A 16,509-nucleotide genomic window follows, 5' to 3' on the forward strand; every position below is an offset into this window, starting at 1 on the left:
CCGCCATGACCGGCGCGATGCGACGCCGCAAAGGAAACACCTATGGACGAACCACCGGGAGCCGTGGGTATGATACGGACGCTCGACGACCTCGAGGCCCGGGGGGCGGCACTCGGGGTCCGAGTGGACATCAACAGCCCGCTGGACGACGGTGGGCTGGCGGACGATGCGCGGGTACGAGCCCACGTCGACACGCTCTCGGAACTGCTCGACCGCGGGGCCCGCGTCGCGGTGCTGGCCCACCAGGGCCGCCCGGGCGGCGACGAGTTCGAGACGCTGGAGGCACACGCGGCCCTGCTGGACGACCTGCTCGACGCTCCGGTCGACTACTGCGACGGCACCTTCTCGGCGGACGCCCGCGAGGCCGTCCGGGGGCTCGACGACGGCGAGGCGGTCGTGCTGGAGAACACCCGGTTCTACAGCGAGGAGTACATGGAGTGGGAGCCCGCGGAGGCCGCGGAGACGCATCTCGTCGCCAAACTCGCGCCGGTTCTGGACGCGTACGTCAACGACGCGTTCGCGGCGGCCCACCGCTCCCAGCCCTCCCTCGTGGGGTTCCCCCAGCGGCTCGACGGCTACGCCGGCCGGGTGATGGAGCGGGAACTCGACGTGCTCGGAAGCATCGAGGAGTCGCCCGAGCCCCGCGTGTACGTGCTCGGAGGCGCGAAGGTGGTCGACTCCATCGACGTGGCCCGCTCGGTACTCGAACGGGGGCTCGCGGACTCGGTGCTCACGGCCGGCATCGTCGGCAACGCCTTCCTCCTGGCCGACGGCGTCACGCTCGGGGCCGCCTCCGCACAGGTCGTCAACGAGCGGTCGACGGAGGCGGTCAAGCGCGCGGGCGAACTGCTCGACGACTACGGCCACCGCATCTATCTCCCGCGCGACGTGGCCGTCGAGCGCGGCGGCGAGCGGATGGAACTCGACGTGGGCGAGCTTCCGGCCGAGGAGCCGGCGATGGACGTGGGCGCCCGCACCGTCGCGGCGTACGCCGACGTGCTGGAGGACGCCGGCACCGCCATCCTCAACGGTCCGGCGGGCGTGTTCGAGGACGACCTGTTCGAGTACGGCACCCGCGAACTGTACGAGGCCGCACTCCGTGCGGAGTACAGCGTCGTCGGCGGCGGCGACACCGCGGCGGCGCTCCGGCGGCTCGGCATCGAGGGGTTCAGCCACGTCTCGACCGGCGGGGGCGCCGCCCTGCGGATGCTGACGGGCGACCCGCTACCGGCCGTCGACGCGCTCGGGCGGTGAACGTCGACACCGCGGACCTCGACGACGCGGACGCGCTCGCCGACCTGTGGGTCGACCTCGCGACCGGCCAGCGCGACCACGGCTCGCATCTGCTGGCCGCACAGAACCGCGAACAGGCCCGCGAGTCGCTGTTGCGCCATGCCCTGACCGGCGGTCTGCTCGTCGCCCGCGAGGACGGCGACGTTCTCGGGTTCGTGAGCTTCTACCCCGAGGGTGGGAGCTTCGAGCAGGACGTCCAGCGCGGCATCGTCGAGAACATCTACGTCGTCCCCGAGCGGCGCGGCGAGGGCATCGGCTCGACGCTTCTGGAGGCCGCCGAGGAGGAACTAATCGCGGACGGCGTCGAGGTGCTGGCCCTGGAGGCGATGGCCGACAACGAGCGCGCCCGGCGGTTCTACCGCCGACACGGCTACGAGCCGCATCGGGTGGAACTCGAACGCGAAACCGATACAAGGGACGGCGGCTAACGGACGCCTGCGCTGCGGGAGCTTGGGCGGTTCAAGCACTCGACTTGTAATCGAGAATTCGTGGGTTCAAATCCCACCCGCAGCTCTTCTGCGAGCACCGCGAGCAGAGAGCGCGGCAGGATTTGAACCAGGGAGGAGCTTCGCTCCGACCGTGGTACAAATCCCACCCGACGCTCGACGAGGCCCGACCGCCGGGAGGGCCTCGGACAGCCGAACGGCGAGCGTAGCGAGCCGCTCTCGGCACCGAAACACTGATTCTATGGCCGGTTCACGTCGAACGTGTCTCACCGATGACAGGCCCTCCAACCGTCGCGGTGGCCCACTACCCCGAGGGAGCGGGCCACGCGACACGGATGCTGGCGATAGCCAACGCCCTCCGCGAGCGCGGTGCGAGCGTCGAGATGGCCGGCGGCGGCGCCGGCACCGCGTTCGTCGCGCTCAACGGCTACGACGAGTTCGAACCGACCGCGGTCGACTACATCGACACGTACCAGGGTGGCTCCGTCCGCCAGGTGCTCGCCGAGAGCGTGCCCGCGACGGCCGCCCGCGTCGCCGAGTACGTCGCGTGGCTCCGCAATACCGAACCGGACGCGCTCGTGACCGACGACATGTTCGCGGCGATAGCCGCCACCCGGACCGACGTGCCGCTGTACGTGCTGAAACACGACGTACCCGCGCTGTACCGCGACCGCATCGAGCGGGCGGGCGCGGCGTTCCACACCTCGTTTCAGCTGTCGGCCGCCCGCGAGTTCTTCTATCCGACCGTGTGGCCGTCCTCAGAGGACGACCCCGACGGCGTGACCCACGTGCCGCCGGTGGCGCTCGACGGTGACGCGACCGACCGGCCGCCGGCCGACGTCGTCGTCGTGCCGAGCGCCTACTCGGAACTCGGTCGCATCGCGGACCACCTTGCCCGACAGGGGTACGAGGTGCTCGATGTCGGAAGCGACGAGTGGGAGACCGTCCCCGCGTTGCTCCCGTATCTCCGCGCGGCCGACGTCGTCGTCTGCTCGGGCTACTCGACGGTGATGGACGCGGCTGTCGCCGGGACGCCCTGCGTGGTCTACCCCGCGACGGACGAGCAGGACGCGGTCGCGGACTGGCTCGACCGCTTCGACGTGACCGGGTTCACCGTCGCCGAGGAGCCGCTCGACGTGCTGGAGGCCGTGGCGTCGCCACCCCAGGCTCCGGCGTTCGAGAACGGCGCGGACGCGGTCGCCGACCGGGTGCTCGACGACCTCCGGACCGAGCCGCCGGCCGCGACCGGGCGGGCCGCCACCGGTTCCGGCGCGGCGGCCGGCTCCGACGCCACCGGGAGCGACGCCGGGGCCGTCGCTCGCGTCGACCGGGGGAGACGCCGGGTCGCGGACCGGGCCGTCGTCGCGGCGGCGGCGTGCGGGGCCGCCCTGCGTGCGGTAGCGGTCCGGGGTCGTGCTCTCGGCCGCGAGACGCGGCGCCTGCTCGCGGCCGGCATCGGTCGTCTCCGTCGGTCGGCGGCCCGTGTGGCCCGTGGCGGCCGGCGCTACGGCACCGCGGTGGCCGCGATGTCTATCGCGGCGCTGGTAGTGGCGAACGTCGGCGCGCGAAGCGCCGGCGGCGGCCTGCTGTCGGGACTCCGTCGTACCGCGGCGACGGTCCGCGAGGGGACAGCCGCCGCAGTCGGGCACGCTTCGCGTGCGGCCGACCGCGCCGCCGGGCTGGCCGCGCGATTCAGGGACGGCGCCGGCACGTCGGAGTAGCCGGCGTCACCCCTCGGGCGCCACCCGCTCGACGGTCGCGGCTATCTTCTCGCCGAACTCGCCGGCGGTGCCGCCGCGGTTGAACCGCTCGGCCCACTCGGTCTCGACCCGGTAGCGGACCACGGGGTCGCCCTCCACTGTCACCGTCGCCCGCAGTCGGTCAACCTCCCAGCCGTAGCCGACGGTGATGGCGTAGGCGTTGGCGACGGCCCGGACCGTCTCGCGGACCTGCTCCTCGGTCGCATCGTCGACGCCGTACGCGAGGCGGACGACGCCGCCGTCGACGACGAGCCGCGTCGGCTCCACGTCGCGGAACGCGAGGGTCGTCTCGAACCGCCCGCGGTAGTCGAAGGGGGTCGGTGTCGCCGTCGGAGTCCGGGACGTGCTACAGCCAGCCGTCGCCGCGAGCGCCGCGGTCGCAAGCAGTCGGCGTCGGCGCACGGCCGTTCTGTCCGCCGACGCGGCCTAAAGCGTTGAGCCGCGGATTCGCGGCCGGGATGGACAGTTACTTGTCGAGGTACGTACCAACCTCGAATATGACACAGACAGCGGCCCTCGCCCTCATCGCGGTGTCGGTGGTCGGGATGGTGCTTCTCACCGTCGCGGGCATCCACTACATGCGCGACGTGTTGAGCGAACCGGAGGACCACGACGACGACCACGGCGGCGCGGCCCTCTAGGACAGGCCGTCCAGAAGCGTCGTCGCGAGCTCCTTGTCCAGCGGGTCGTTCGCGTTCCCGCAGTGTGGCGACTGGACGCAGGCCGGACAGCCGGCCTCGCAGGGACAGGCCCGTAGCATCGACAGCGTCCGCTCGAGGTGGGTGCCGACCGACTCGTAGCCGTCGCGGACCAGTCCCACGCCGCCGGGGTAGCCGTCGTAGATGAATATCGTCGGCCGCCCGGTGTGGGGATGAAGCGGCGTCGACAGCCCTCCGATGTCGCGGCGGTCACACAGCAGTTCCGCCGGAAACATCGCTATCATGGCGTGCTCGGCGGCGTGGATGCCGCCCGGCAGGTCGCCACCGTCCCGGAGCGCGCGTTCGAGGTCCTCGGGCACCGTGAAATACAGCGCGCGGGTTCGGAGCGTCGTCTCCGGTAGCTCCAGTTCCTCGCGGCCGAGCGTCTCCCCGGACCCCGAATCGCGCCGCTCGAACCCGGTTATTTGCTTGCGCATAGTCACGTCCGCGAACCGGACGGGCACGTCCTCGCGGCCCGGGAGCGTCCGCTCGCGCAGGTCGCGCTCGACGGTCATCGTCTTCTCGTGAAGGGTCCGCGTGTAGTAGTCGGCCCACGTCGGCTCCAGTTCGGCGACGCCGTGGTCGACGTCCAGACTCACCACCTCGTACGTCCCTCCTTGGTGGTGGTAGACGGCGCCGGGGTGGGCGTCACGCAGGCCGTCGGCGAACGGGAGCGAGGCGATGGTCTCGCCGCTCCGCCGGTCCCGGAGGTCGATGTCGCGGTCCGACATCGTCCGCAGGCTCATCTCGTGGTGGGGACTGCCGCCGCCGCCGGCCAGCCAGCGGGTGCCGTCGGCCGTCGACCGCCGCTCTAGCTGTCCGTCGGCCTCCATCTCGGCGACGAGGTCGGGGAACGACCCTCCGAAGTGAGCGTCGTCGTCGGGCTTCAGCCAGTTCTCGCGGGCGGCACACCGGACGTGGTCCGGAAGCAGTTGGTCGTTCTCGGGGTTCGACACCGCGCGCTCGGGGTCGCCCTCGAAGAAGGCGTCGGGGTTCGCCATGTGGTACTGGTCGAGTTGGTCCTCGCCGCCGACGAGGACGACGAGCGCGGGGTCGGTCCCACGGCCCGCGCGGCCGGCTTGCTGGAACGCGCTCATCCGGGTCCCGGGGTAGCCGTCGAGGATGACGCAGTCGAGCCCCCCGATGTCGACCCCGAGTTCCAGCGCGTTCGTCGACCAGACGCCTCGAACGTCGCCGGATTTCAGCCCCGACTCGATGTCCCCCCGCCGCTCGTCTCCGAGCGCCGCCTGGTAGGCGTGGACCGCGCCCGCGGCGTCGTGTTCGCCGCGCTCGCGGAGCCGTTTCGAGGACTCGGTGGCGTACCGCTCGGCCGTCTGTCGGGAGGCGGTGAACACGACCGTCTGGTGGCCGTCGGCGACGAGGTCACAGAACAGTCGCTTCGCCTCGACGTGCGACGACCGGCGGCGCGAGCCGTCTTCCCTGCCGGGCGAACCACCGGGCCCGTCGTCGTACGTCGGCGGGTTCCAGAACAGCCAGTGGCGCGGTCCGGACGCGGAGGCGTCGGTGTCGACGAGCGCGAACGAGTCGGCGTCGCCGCCCGTCACCGTCGCGGCGTGCTCGACGGGGTTGCCGATGGTCGCCGAACAGCAGACGTACTCCGGGTCGGCGCCGAACCGTTCGCACAGTCGGTTGAGCCGGCGGAAGACGAGCGCGGCGTGACTGCCGAACACGCCCCGGTAGGCGTGGACCTCGTCGACGACAACCGTTTCGAGCCGCTGGAAGAACCAGTCCCACAGGCGGTTCGCGTGGGGGAGAATCCCGTAGTGGAGCATGTCCGGCGTCACCAGAAGCACCGTCGGCTGGCGGTCGCGTACCGCCTCCTTCTCCGAACGGCTCAGCCGACCCGTGTACGCGTCGACCGTGACCCGCGAGCCGAACCCGAGTCCACCGGCGAGGTCGGCGAGCGTCTCCCGCTGGTCGTCGATGAGTGCGACCTGCGGGCCGACGTACAGCGTCGTCGCCACGCGGTCCATCGCGCGTTCGAACGCGGGCACCGTGTACGCGAGCGACTTTCCCGAGGCCGTTGGCGTCGCCAGCACGACGTCCCGTCCCGAACGGACCGCGTCGACCGCGTCGGCCTGATGCGCGTAGAGGTCGTCGACTCCCCGCTCGGAAAGCGCACCTGCGAGCCGCGAGTCCATCTCGATGCTCCGGGTTCGTGCCTCCCGACCCGGGAGCGTCCGGTGGTCCCGTACCTGTCCGTCGTAGTCGGGGCGCTCGCGGAGGCCGGCGACGGTGTCGTCCACGGCCGAGGTAGCGGTGCCGCGAGCCTAACGGTTGCGCTCACGCGAAACGTTCATTTCGCCGCGGCGAGGGAGAACACATATGGTCGACCCCGGAACAGTGGCCGTCGTCGGCGTCGCACTCGCGGCCGTGGTGTCCGTCGCGCTGCTGGCCGTCGAGCGGCCGCCGGTGAACGGGGCGACGGTCGTGGCGGCCCTGCCGTGGGTCGTCGCCGCCGGTCTGGTCGACGCGCTGGCCGCCTCCGGCGCGTACCCGTCGGTCCTCGCGCCAGTGGTGCGCCTGCCGACGGTGCTGGCCGCGACGTTCGTCGTCGCCGTGCTGGTGTGGATGCCGCTCCAGCAGCTCGCCACCCTGCGCGACTTCGATTCGGGCTCCGGCCGGTATCTCGCCGCCGCCGGGATGGGGGCGGCCGTCGTCCTGCTCGTGACGCTTCTGGTTCGGGTCGGGCTCGGCGGCCGCGCGTTGCTGTGGCTCTCCGCGGGGCCGCTACTGGCGGCGGTCGTCGCCGCGGCCGCGTACGTCGCGCTCGGTTTCCTCGACCCGACGACCCTGGCGACGACGCGGTGGGTCGGCTACCTCGTCGTGTTCGGGTTCGTCCTCTCGGGCACCGTCACGGCCGTCGCCGTCGACGTGTACGGGCAGGTGGGTGGCCGCGCCACCGCCACGCTGGTCGTGCTGGCGCGGGACCTCCCCGTAGCCTCGGCGAGCGTCGGGTGGCCCGCCGTCGCGCTGGGCGCGCTCGTCGGCTGTGGCGTCGCCGCACTCGTCGCGCGCGCGGTCCGGACCGACGCCGTCGCCGGCCACGTGCTCGCTGTCGCGGCGACGGCTGTCACCGTCGCGCCCGGCGTCGCCGGCCTGCTGGCGACGGTGCTGCGATAGCTCTTTGGTCCCGGGCCGGCATCCCCACGCATGGATACGACGCCGACACGTGGCGACCCCCTCGGGTCAGCGGTCGGACTCGCAGTGGGTGTCCTGGTCGGACTGCTCGTCGCCGTCCCCGCGCTTCCGACCGGCGTGGAACTCACCGTCTCCGGCGCCGCCGTCGGCCCGGTCGGCTCCGCGCTGTTGGTCGGGGCGCTGTCGGTGCTCGTGGTGCCGTTCGGCGTCGCCGCGCTCTACTTCCTGTTCGTCGGCACGGAGTGACGGCCGGGTAGGCGGTCCGTACCCGCCCTCGTCGGGGGGTAAGCGCCGCGTACTGAAACGGGGAGTCGTGGTTCTGGGAGCCATGGGAGTCCGTCACGCGCCCGACGAGCCCGTCGACGGCTACTGGACCCGGGTGGGAATCGCTCTGCTGTTGCTCGTCGCCGGTGATATGCTGACGACGCTCGTGGCCGCCGGTGTGGTCGGCCCCGCGGGCGAGGCGAACCCGCTGGTTCGGTGGGCGCTCAGACAGGGCGTGGGAACGGTGCTCGCGCTCAACGCCGTGGCGCTCGTCGCCGCCGTGGTCCTGTTTTACGCCCTGCTCGAACTGTTCCGGCTGACGCCGCCCGGTCGGCGCCGGCTGTTCGCGATAATGATAGACTGTTATCTGTTGTTCCTGGTGGTAGCCGGGGCGTTCGTCGTCGTCAACAACGTCGTCGTCGTCGCGCTGGAGTCGTCGCTCGTCTCGGCGCTGTGAACGGTCACAGCGCTTACGTGGCTCCGCGGCGTATCGCCTGACAGCGTACGCGAGCCACCGGTACCTTGGGTAGGGTAAAACAGGTTCCCGTGCGCTGCTATCGTCCGGCCCACTCGCTGCGACAGCTTTCGTCGCAGAAGTGGGCGCTTTGCACTTCCCCGTTTTCTATCCACGTGATGACCCGGTGGTTCGGCTCGTCGAACACCGGCGCCGCACACGTCGCACACCTCGGGGCGTCCTCCTCGGAGATGTCCTCGCCGAGGTCCGAAGTCGGGTCAACCATTACGAGGGGGTTTCACGGTGGCCCACTTAGCGGTACAGACCCCGGCAGGTATCACGGCCGCTCGAACTCGGGGTCGAACATCCGCGCGGACATCGGCGACGGGTCGCCCTCCGTGAGGTTGTACGCCGCGAAGTCGTCGACGCCGGCCTCGCGGAGTATCTCCTCGTCGTAGACGGCGTTGCCCGTGTAGTCGGCCGGGTCGCGTTTCAGTATCTCCAGCACCGCGTCGGAGACGATGTCGGGCGAGCGCCAGTCGTCCTCGGTGCCGAGCCCGAAGTAGCGGGTCGCGCGCGTGTCGATGGCCGTGACGGGCCAGAAGGAGTTACAGCCCACGTCGTGGCCGCCGAGTTCCTGGGCCAGCGACAGCGTGATGAACGACATCCCCATCTTCGACCACGAGTACGGTGCCTTGCCGGGCGCGCGGTCGATGGCGACGGGCGGCGCGTTCGTCAACAGCCACGCGTCGTCGATTTCCTTCAGGTGGTCCATGAACGCGCGGGCCACCAGATACGTCCCCCGGACGTTCACGTCGGTCATCAGGTCGAACCGGTTGGCCGGCAGTTCCTCGACGTTGGCTATCTGGATGGCGCTGGCGTTGTTGATGACGATGTTCACCTCCCCGAAGTGGTCGATGGCCTGCTGGGCGGCGCCCTCGACCTGTTCGGGGTCGCGGACGTTCAACTGCACCGCGAGCGCCTCGGGCCCGCGTTCGCGCACCTCGCGGGCCGTCTGCTCGATGGTGCCTTCGAGGTCCTGGTCGTCGCCGTAGTCGTCCTCCTCGCTGGTCTTCCCCGTCGAGACGACGTTACAGCCACAGTCCGCGAGCGCGAGCGCTATCTCCTTGCCGATGCCGCGGGTCGTTCCCGTGATGAACGCGGTCTGGCCGGAGAGGTCCGGCGCGTCGGGCGTCATGCCCCTCCCTTCGGTCAGGGGTGTGATAATGCCCCGTGTTCCGTCCGAACCTGCCGTAGTCAGCGGTCGCGCAACACGGTCTCGCCCGGGGTGGTGGTCGCGCCCGCCGACAGCACCACGCCGGCGTTCAGCGACGTGTTGATGGCCGTCTTCGCCCCCGGGCCGACGACGACGCCGAACTTCCGGCGACCGGTCGAGACCCGCTCGCCCTTCACGGTCATCTCGACCGGCTGGTCGTCGTGCCGGAGGTTCGCCACGTTCGTGCCCGCCCCGAGGTTCGCCCCCTCCCCGAGCACGCTGTCGCCGACGTACGAGAGGTGGGGCACGTTCGTCCCCCGCATCACCACCGAGTTCTTCACCTCGACGGCGTTGCCGACGTGGGTGTCCTCCGCGAGCAGGGTCGCGCCCCGGACGTAGCTGTTCGGCCCGAGTTCCGCGCCCGAGCGGACCAGCGCCGGCCCCTCGACGACGACGCCGGCGTCGACGGTCGCGCCCTGCTCGACGACCACGTCGCCCCGGAGGTCGGCCGTCTCGTGGACATCGCCGGCGACCCGGCGGTCGAGTTCCGCCAGTTTCCACTCGTTTGCCTCCAGCAGTTCCCACGGTCGGCCGACGCCGAGCCACCGCTCGACCGGAACCGCGCGCACGTCGTAGGCGTCGACGACCCGTTCGAGGACGTCGGTTATCTCGTACTCGCCGCGCTCGCTCAACTCGACCTCGGTGAGCCAGTCGGCCGCCTCCGCCGGGAAGCGGTACGCGCCGACGTTGACGCGGTTCGAGGGGGGGTCGTCCGGCTTCTCGACGACGCCGGTCACCCGGTCGCCCTCGATGGAGAACACGCCGTACGGGCGGGGGTCTTCGACCTCGTAGGCGCCGACTGCGGGGCCGCCCTCGAACAGCGGCCCGATGGCCGCGGCGTCGTACAGGTCGTCGCCGTTGAGGACGACGAACTCGCCGTCGAGATGCTCGCGGGCCGCGGCGGCGGCGTGGGCCGTCCCGAGTTGCTCCTCCTGTACCGCGTAGGAGACGGGGACCCCCTCGAACTCCGTGCCGAAGTGGTCGCGCACCCGGTCGGCCTCGTAGCCGACCACGAGCACCAGTTCCTCCGCGCCGGCGTCGGCGGCCATCGACGCGGTGTGGGCGACCAGCGGCCGGTCCGCGACGGGGAGCATCGGCTTGGGGACCGATTCGGTGAGCGGGCGCATCCGCGTGCCCTCGCCGGCGGCGAGGATGACTGCCTGCATACTCCGGTTCCCGACGGGCGAGCGGAAAGAGCTACCGGACCCGCTGGATGGGGCGTCGGGCCAGATGGTAACAACGCCTATTCGCCGACACGTGGTAGCCTACGGGCGTCATGTGGGACCGACTCTACGACGTGGCGGGCGAGGCGCTACTCGTCGCGGGTCTCGTGCTGTTCTTCTTCGGCGCCGTCGTCGTGGTGGCGGGCGGGCCGGTCGACACCACGGTCCTCGTCGCCGCCGCGCTCGCGCTGGTGTTCGTCGGCCTCGGGGCGTCGCTGAAGGCCCGCGGCCGCACCCGCAGTCCCTGACGACCGGAACTCGTGGCGCTTTTGCCTCTCCCGGGCGCTGAATCGGGATATGAACACCACGCTCGCTGTCCTCGCGTTCCTCACCGGCCTGCTGACCGGGGGGCTGTTCGCGTTCATCGAAGTACCCATCCCCGCGCCGCCGAACGTCGCGGGCGTGCTCGGCATCGTCGGCATCTACGTCGGGTTCAAACTCGTCGACCTGTACGTCGACACCGTCGACCTGCTGGGTGCGCTGGGGCTCTGAACCCACTTTTTGCGCGAAGGGTCGCCTGCGGCCGCCCGGCAACAACCGTCATCGGGCGCGACGCGCCCGATTGCTCGTGAGACGAGCGGATGCCGTGTGTCTAAACCAGCCGTTTCAGTGTAACCCGATTTTTACTGTCCTGAACACGACGCCCCACCATGTCGCGTCGGAGGGTGACCCGAGTGGCTGGCCTCGTCCTGCTCGTCGTTAGTGTTGCACTGGCCGGTTGTGGAGATACCGAGGCACCGACGACGGTTCCGCCGACGCAACAGTCGACCACACCGTCGGCAACCGTCCCCGGGACCACTCACCAGACGCACACCGATACGCCGGCGACATCAACGACTGCCTCGCCGGCTAATGAGAGAACCGCTATCCCGTACACGGCAGTCTCCGTCGAGTTCGACAGTTCGAATCGCTATGGGGTGTTCCGGGACGAAATCCTGAAAGAACCGGTTACGCGAACGGCCAACGTGACGGTTCTCACGCGCCCGGCCCACCGCTCCTGGGTTGCGTTCGGCCGGCTTGCGGAAGCGACCGACTCCCAGAACGTGGCCGCGTTTATCAATCGGACCGACTTCGAGCACGAGGCGCTGTTGGTGTTCAGTCGACGGTTCGGAGGCGCCGGCGGCGAGTACGACATCACCGCCGTACGGAAACGCACTGCCACCACGTGGCAAATTCACACAGTTCGGCGCCCCGGTCCATTGCAAGCCGAATCGACCGGCGTACTCGTCGTCCGCATCAACCGGACCGTGACCCCGCTCCCTGATAGGCTCCGTGTCATCCACCAGCACACCGACGGGGCACGCAGTAATCGTACCGTCCCACTTCCCTGACTGCGGTGCTCTCGAACGTACGAAACAGAGGATGGATACAGCAGTCCGCCAGCGTCTGATAGACCGGTCTCCATCAGCCGTATCAGTTCAGCCAGAGGTTGAGTGGCAACTGGCCTGATGGCTCCGGGCCCGACCTCAGGTGTCCAAACGGCCCTGCTTGATATCCGTACGTATTGCGTCGAGTGTTTCGATCACGTCGTCGAGTCGCGCTTCGGCCTCGGCTTCACCTTCGTATTCCGCGATGTTCCGGAGGGCGTGTTCGAGGCCGTACCGGTGGGCCTCGACCTCCTCGGCGAGCGAGTAGTTGAGTTGGACGGTGATGTTGTGTAATACCGACCACCACCCGAACGGAGCACCGTCGCTCTCTTCGTCAGGATGGGTGTCGACCGCCCCGGGAGTGGTGCCGAGGCTCTCGAACGCCTCGTATGCGAGGGCCGCCATGCGCGCCGAGAGGTTGCTAGTGTGCGCCACCAGCGTGGCTCGTTTCTGGCCGAGTTCCTCGACCAGTTCTGCCACGTCAACGGACCGCTTGACCTCCCACTCGGTAACGATGCCTTCGTCGACGAGCGCATTCCACCGGTCCCGTTCAGCGTCGATAATCTCGTCGGTGTCTCCCCGGATCGTGAGGACGACCGTATGGTCTGGCGGCGGGACCTGGAGTCCCGTTGTCCGGTCCCCGGTCGCTGGCTGGTAGGGGACGAACGTGAAACAGTCGCAGGCGTCCATATCCTGCACGCGATCTACGGCATCGAGGACGTACTCGGTGAGGAATCGCTCCACGTCTGCTGTACTCCCGGCCGAAAATCTGAGTGAGATACTCTCTGGCATACGGAATCGGTCGAACGCCAGGTCACGTAACGATACTGGTCAGGACGATGAGTTTGGGCCCTGGAAAGACTGTGAAAGGTGACTGAAGAACGCTTTCACGGACGTGTGTCGACCTCTGCACTCGCGCTCTGTATTCACCGCGAGCGACTGGAAGGAGCGAGCGGTTCGCCGGGCTTTGTTGGTGCAGATTTTCTGCGCGAGGGGTGCGCGAAGCGCACCCGAGCGAAAAAATGTGCGTTAGTAGCTGCGGACCTTCGGCTCGTACTCCTTCTCCTCGCCCTCGAGAATCACGTCGGTGTAGTAGATGTTCGGCGCGCCGTCGTTCCACGCTATCATCGTGTGTTTGAGCCACTCGTCGTCCTTGCGCTCCTGGTGTTCCGCGCGCCAGTGGGCACCGCGGAACTCCGTGCGGGCCAGGGCTCCGAGCGTGATGGTCTCGGCGACGTCGATGAGGTTGCGCGTCTCGATGGTGTGGATGAGGTCGGTGTTGAACGTCCGGGAAGGGTCAGCGACGGCCACGTCCTGGTAGCGTTCGCGGCATTCGCGGATGGCCTCCAGCGCCTTCTTCAGCCCCTCCTCCTCGCGGAACACGTTGACCCACTGGGTCATCGCGTCCTGTAGGTCGCTCCGTATTTCGGCGTGGTTGACGCCGTCGCGTTCCATCAGCGTCTCGACGCGGTCGCGCTCGGTTTCGACGGCGCTCTCGACGACGGCATCGGCGTCGGCCACCGCACCACCGTCGGCGGCCACGTCGGGGTCGCTGTCGACCGCGCCCGGTGCGACGGGCGTCTCGATGTCGGTCTCCTGTTCGATGGCCGCCGAGGGCCCCGTCCGGATTTCGGGGTCCCCGAGGTCCGTGCCGGCGGCGTGGCGACCGGCGCGGGCCCCGAACACGATGAGTTCCGGCAGGGCGTTGCCACCCAGACGGTTCGAGCCGTGGACCGAGACGCAGGCGCACTCGCCGGCCGCGTACAGCCCCGAGATGCAGGACTCGCCGTGCTCGTTCACCTCGATGCCGCCCATGTGGTAGTGCTGGCCGGGTTTGACCGGCATCGGCTCCTCGAGGCCGTCGACGCCCTCGAAGTCCTCCGCGAGATGGAGGATGTTCTCCAGGCGGTCGGTGATGCGCTCCTCGCCGAGATGGCGCATGTCGAGGTAGACGTACTCGTCTTCGATGCCGCGACCCTCGTTGACCTCCGTCAACTCGGCGCGCGCGACCACGTCGCGCGAGGCGAGTTCCCCGGCGTTGTTCGCGTAGCCGCGTTCGAACATGAACCGCTCGCCCTCCTCGTTGTAGAGGATGCCGCCCTCGCCGCGGACGCCCTCGGAGATGAGGACGCCCGTCGACGGCAGGGTGGTCGGGTGGAACTGGACGAACTCCATGTCCTCGACCGGGACGCCGGCGCGGTAGGCCATCGCGGGGCCGTCGCCGGTGTTGGCGACGGCGTTGGTCGTGTGGTCGAACGCCTGGCCGTCGCCACCGGTGGCGAGGATGACGCCGCCCGTCGCGCGGAAGCCGACGATGTCGCCGCTCTTGATGTCGTAGGCGACACAGCCGTGACAGGACCGCTCCTCGGGGTCGGCCTCGTTCGTCACGGCGAGGTTCATCACGTAGAACTCGTCGTAGACGGTGATGCCTCGCTTGACGACCTGCTCGTACATCGTGTGGAGCAGGTGGTGGCCCGTCTCGGCGCCCGCATAGGTGGTGCGGGGGAAGGAGAGGCCGCCGAACGGTCGCTGGGAGACGCGGCCGTCGTCCTCGCGGGAGAACGGCATCCCCCAGTGTTCCAGTTGGATTGTCTCCTCGGGGCTCTGTTCACAGAGGGTCTCGATGGCCGGGGCGTCTCCCAGGTAATCCGACCCCTTCATGGTGTCGTAGGCGTGGTCGTGCCAGTCGTCGCCGTCGCGCAGGGCGGCGTTGATGCCGCCTTCCGCGGCGCCGGTGTGCGAGCGGACGGGGTGGAGCTTCGTGACGATGGCCACGTCGGCCCCCTCCTCGTGGGCCGCGATGGCCGCGCGAAGCCCCGCACCCCCGCCGCCGACGACGATGACGTCGTGTTCGTGCATAGTTGGGTTTAGTATCGGGTGGTCTTCAGGCTGTCTTCACCAGAACTTCAGGTTGCTCTTCACCGCCTCGCGTTTCAGCTCCTGGATGTGCTCGGTCAGCGGGATGTCCTTCGGGCACACCTCCGTACAGGAGAACTGGGTCTGACAGCGCCAGACGCCGTGCTCCTGCTCGATGACGTTCATCCGGTGTTCCTTCAGCTCCTCGCCCTCGCGTTCGTCCATCGCGAACCGGTAGGCCTTGTTGATGGCGGCGGGGCCGAGATACTGGTTGTCGCCTGCCGCGATGTTACACGAGGACATGCAGGCGCCACACCAGATACACCGCGTGGACATCTTTATCTTCTCGCGGTTCTCGCGGGACTGGCGCTGCTCCTCCAGCCCGGAGGGGGTGTCCTCGTCCTGGAAGTACGGCTCGACGGCCTCCATCTGGTCGTAGAAATGCTCCATGTCCACGACGAGGTCCTTGACGACCTCCTGGTGGGGGAGCGGCTCGACCCGCACGGTGCCCGGGACGCCGCCTTCGCCGAGGTCCGCAATCTGGGTCTGACAGCCGAGACGCTGTTGCCCGTTGACGAACAGCGCGTCGGAGCCACAGACCGCCTGCCGGCAGGAGTGCCGGAACGTGAGCGAGGAGTCGTAGTGGTCGCGGGCCCACATCAGGGCGTCGAGCACCGTCATCCCCTTCTTGAACGGGACGGTGAACGTGTCGAACCGCGGCTCCTCTTTGTCGGGCACCTCGGGGTCGTAGCGGAACACCTTCAAATCGAGCGTGGTGTCGGCCGCCTCCAGTCGCTCCTGGGTGCGCTCGCGCTGTTCGGCCGCGTAGTCGCGGTCGGTGGCGGCGCGGGCCGCGCCCGTCGCCTCCGACTCGCGTTCCGTCTCGGTCTCGGTCTCGGTCTCCGCGTTGCTCTCGGTCTCTGATTCTGGAATCTGCGTGCTCATGTGAAGGAAACACCCGCCATGACGAGCGCGAGTCGGACTATCTGGACCGCCAGCAACAGGCCGGCGAACACGAGGACGTACTTCACGGCGGTTTTCCCCGTACCGTCGAGCCCCTGGTTGACCAGGGCGTTGTAGACGCCGTTGACGCCGTGGAACGTCGCGGTCAGCCCGAACGCTATCATCGTGATGAGGTAGCCGGGCTGTTGCATCCGCATCTGGGTCCCCATGAAGGTGACCTCGGCGGCGTGGTTGACGAAGTGCAACAGCATGAAGTGGAACGCCAGCACGACGACGAGGAACGCCGCCGTCAGCCGCTGGAGTAGCCAGCGCGTCCCCTTCGGCTCGAACGAGGAGTAGCGCTCCGCCACGCTAAAACACCCCCGCGAGGAACGTCGGCACGCTGGCGACCACGATGGCACCCGTCAACACCAGCGACGCGTAGAAGCTCTTGTCCTGCGATTCCAGTCCGACGCCGAGGTCGACGAACAGCAGGCGGACGCCGTTGAGGATGTGGAACACGGCGACGGCCAGCAGGCCGACCTCGAGGATGCGGACGACGAGCAGGCTCTCGAGCGCCTGTATCGTCTGGGTGTAGGTCCCGGCGCCCACCGTCGCGGTCGACAGGACCGCGATGTGGGTGAACAGGTAGCCGATGAGCACCCACCCGGTGAACTTGTGGAAGACCCAGGCCCACATGCCGGCGGAGAACTCCGTCCACCGGCCGAAGTCCTCGATGAGGCCCCGGTCGTACGATTGACTCATGCA

20 protein-coding genes and 1 tRNA gene are annotated in these 16,509 nt (G+C 69.2%); 11 read left to right on the forward strand and 10 right to left on the reverse strand.

Annotation, left to right across the window (positions count from 1 at the left end; genetic code table 11):
- Positions 1–69: 69 nt before the first annotated feature.
- The 4 genes from NL112_RS12850 (at position 70) to NL112_RS12865 (ending at position 3,460) form a co-directional block, all read left to right on the forward strand.
- Positions 70–1,254: a phosphoglycerate kinase gene (locus NL112_RS12850; RefSeq protein WP_255149241.1), complete on the forward strand. Its 1,185-nt coding sequence runs from the start codon at positions 70–72 to the stop codon at positions 1,252–1,254.
- Positions 1,251–1,721, forward strand: coding sequence for a GNAT family N-acetyltransferase (locus NL112_RS12855; protein WP_255149242.1), 471 nt, complete (start codon positions 1,251–1,253; stop codon positions 1,719–1,721). Before NL112_RS12850 ends, NL112_RS12855 begins: the two co-directional genes overlap by 4 nt.
- A gap of 11 nt (positions 1,722–1,732) precedes the next feature.
- Positions 1,733–1,806, forward strand: a tRNA-Thr gene (locus tag NL112_RS12860).
- A 205-nt stretch (positions 1,807–2,011) separates the two neighbouring features.
- On the forward strand, positions 2,012–3,460 hold the full coding sequence (locus NL112_RS12865) for a glycosyltransferase (protein WP_255149243.1): 1,449 nt from the start codon (positions 2,012–2,014) through the stop codon (positions 3,458–3,460).
- A 6-nt stretch (positions 3,461–3,466) separates the two neighbouring features.
- Here NL112_RS12865 and NL112_RS12870 read toward each other — a convergent pair whose 3' ends face one another.
- On the reverse strand, positions 3,467–3,901 hold the full coding sequence (locus tag NL112_RS12870; RefSeq protein ID WP_255149244.1) for a DUF8159 domain-containing protein: 435 nt from the start codon (positions 3,899–3,901) through the stop codon (positions 3,467–3,469).
- 95 nt (positions 3,902–3,996) lie between these two features.
- On the opposite strand from NL112_RS12870, the gene NL112_RS12875 reads away from it, so the two are divergent.
- Positions 3,997–4,140: a hypothetical protein gene (locus NL112_RS12875; protein ID WP_255149245.1), complete on the forward strand. Its 144-nt coding sequence runs from the start codon at positions 3,997–3,999 to the stop codon at positions 4,138–4,140.
- Here the strand turns inward: NL112_RS12875 and NL112_RS12880 are convergent.
- Positions 4,137–6,464 carry a DEAD/DEAH box helicase gene (locus NL112_RS12880; RefSeq protein ID WP_255149246.1) on the reverse strand — a complete coding sequence of 776 codons (2,328 nt, stop codon included), beginning with the start codon at positions 6,462–6,464 and terminating at the stop codon, positions 4,137–4,139. The two genes, NL112_RS12875 and NL112_RS12880, sit on opposite strands and share 4 nt — an antisense overlap.
- 79 nt (positions 6,465–6,543) lie before the next feature.
- On the opposite strand from NL112_RS12880, the gene NL112_RS12885 reads away from it, so the two are divergent.
- The 3 genes from NL112_RS12885 to NL112_RS12895 all read left to right on the forward strand — a co-directional run bounded on the left by NL112_RS12885 (position 6,544) and on the right by NL112_RS12895 (position 8,080).
- Positions 6,544–7,341 (forward strand): hypothetical protein, encoded by a 798-nt coding sequence (locus tag NL112_RS12885; protein WP_255149247.1) that lies wholly within the window; start codon positions 6,544–6,546, stop codon positions 7,339–7,341.
- 30 nt (positions 7,342–7,371) lie between these two features.
- Entirely contained in the window at positions 7,372–7,605 is a 234-nt protein-coding gene (locus tag NL112_RS12890; RefSeq protein ID WP_255149248.1) for a hypothetical protein, read from the forward strand.
- An 82-nt stretch (positions 7,606–7,687) separates the two neighbouring features.
- Positions 7,688–8,080 carry a DUF5658 family protein gene (locus NL112_RS12895; RefSeq protein ID WP_255149249.1) on the forward strand — a complete coding sequence of 131 codons (393 nt, stop codon included), beginning with the start codon at positions 7,688–7,690 and terminating at the stop codon, positions 8,078–8,080.
- 97 nt (positions 8,081–8,177) lie between these two features.
- Here the strand turns inward: NL112_RS12895 and NL112_RS12900 are convergent, their stop codons facing one another.
- Genes NL112_RS12900 through glmU form a run of 3 tightly spaced genes read right to left on the reverse strand, consistent with a single transcriptional unit; the run spans position 8,178 to position 10,519 of the window.
- Positions 8,178–8,363, reverse strand: a complete 186-nt coding sequence (locus NL112_RS12900) for a DUF7576 family protein (protein ID WP_255149250.1) — start codon at positions 8,361–8,363, stop codon at positions 8,178–8,180.
- A gap of 51 nt (positions 8,364–8,414) precedes the next feature.
- Complete coding sequence (locus NL112_RS12905; RefSeq protein ID WP_255149251.1) at positions 8,415–9,275, reverse strand: SDR family oxidoreductase; 861 nt, start codon at positions 9,273–9,275, stop codon at positions 8,415–8,417.
- A 59-nt stretch (positions 9,276–9,334) separates the two neighbouring features.
- The gene (gene glmU / locus NL112_RS12910) at positions 9,335–10,519 is read right to left on the reverse strand and encodes a bifunctional sugar-1-phosphate nucleotidylyltransferase/acetyltransferase (protein WP_255149252.1); all 1,185 of its coding nucleotides are present in this window, start codon (positions 10,517–10,519) and stop codon (positions 9,335–9,337) included.
- Positions 10,520–10,629: 110 nt separating this feature from the next.
- On the opposite strand from glmU, the gene NL112_RS12915 reads away from it, so the two are divergent.
- From NL112_RS12915 to NL112_RS12925, 3 genes are all read left to right on the forward strand, one after another.
- Positions 10,630–10,824: a hypothetical protein gene (locus tag NL112_RS12915; RefSeq protein WP_255149253.1), complete on the forward strand. Its 195-nt coding sequence runs from the start codon at positions 10,630–10,632 to the stop codon at positions 10,822–10,824.
- A 49-nt stretch (positions 10,825–10,873) separates the two neighbouring features.
- Positions 10,874–11,068, forward strand: a complete 195-nt coding sequence (locus NL112_RS12920) for a XapX domain-containing protein (protein ID WP_255149254.1) — start codon at positions 10,874–10,876, stop codon at positions 11,066–11,068.
- Positions 11,069–11,541: 473 nt separating this feature from the next.
- Entirely contained in the window at positions 11,542–11,907 is a 366-nt protein-coding gene (locus NL112_RS12925; protein WP_255149255.1) for a hypothetical protein, read from the forward strand.
- Positions 11,908–12,042: 135 nt separating this feature from the next.
- Here NL112_RS12925 and NL112_RS12930 read toward each other — a convergent pair whose 3' ends face one another.
- The 5 genes from NL112_RS12930 to sdhC all read right to left on the reverse strand — a co-directional run bounded on the left by NL112_RS12930 (position 12,043) and on the right by sdhC (position 16,506).
- Positions 12,043–12,633, reverse strand: coding sequence for a hypothetical protein (locus NL112_RS12930; protein ID WP_255149256.1), 591 nt, complete (start codon positions 12,631–12,633; stop codon positions 12,043–12,045).
- 339 nt (positions 12,634–12,972) lie between these two features.
- Positions 12,973–14,802 (reverse strand): FAD-binding protein, encoded by a 1,830-nt coding sequence (locus NL112_RS12935; RefSeq protein WP_255149257.1) that lies wholly within the window; start codon positions 14,800–14,802, stop codon positions 12,973–12,975.
- 36 nt (positions 14,803–14,838) lie between these two features.
- A complete protein-coding gene (locus NL112_RS12940) occupies positions 14,839–15,744 on the reverse strand; it encodes a succinate dehydrogenase/fumarate reductase iron-sulfur subunit (protein ID WP_255149258.1) in 906 nt (301 codons plus the stop codon).
- The gene (locus NL112_RS12945) at positions 15,741–16,112 is read right to left on the reverse strand and encodes a succinate dehydrogenase/fumarate reductase transmembrane subunit (RefSeq protein ID WP_255149259.1); all 372 of its coding nucleotides are present in this window, start codon (positions 16,110–16,112) and stop codon (positions 15,741–15,743) included. The genes NL112_RS12940 and NL112_RS12945 overlap by 4 nt, the downstream gene beginning before the upstream one ends.
- Before the next feature lies 1 nt (position 16,113).
- A complete protein-coding gene (sdhC, locus tag NL112_RS12950; protein WP_255149260.1) occupies positions 16,114–16,506 on the reverse strand; it encodes a succinate dehydrogenase, cytochrome b556 subunit in 393 nt (130 codons plus the stop codon).
- Positions 16,507–16,509: the final 3 nt, after the last annotated feature.

This window comes from Halorarius halobius (assembly GCF_024298865.1).
Taxonomy (GTDB): domain Archaea; phylum Halobacteriota; class Halobacteria; order Halobacteriales; family Haloarculaceae; genus Halorarius; species Halorarius halobius.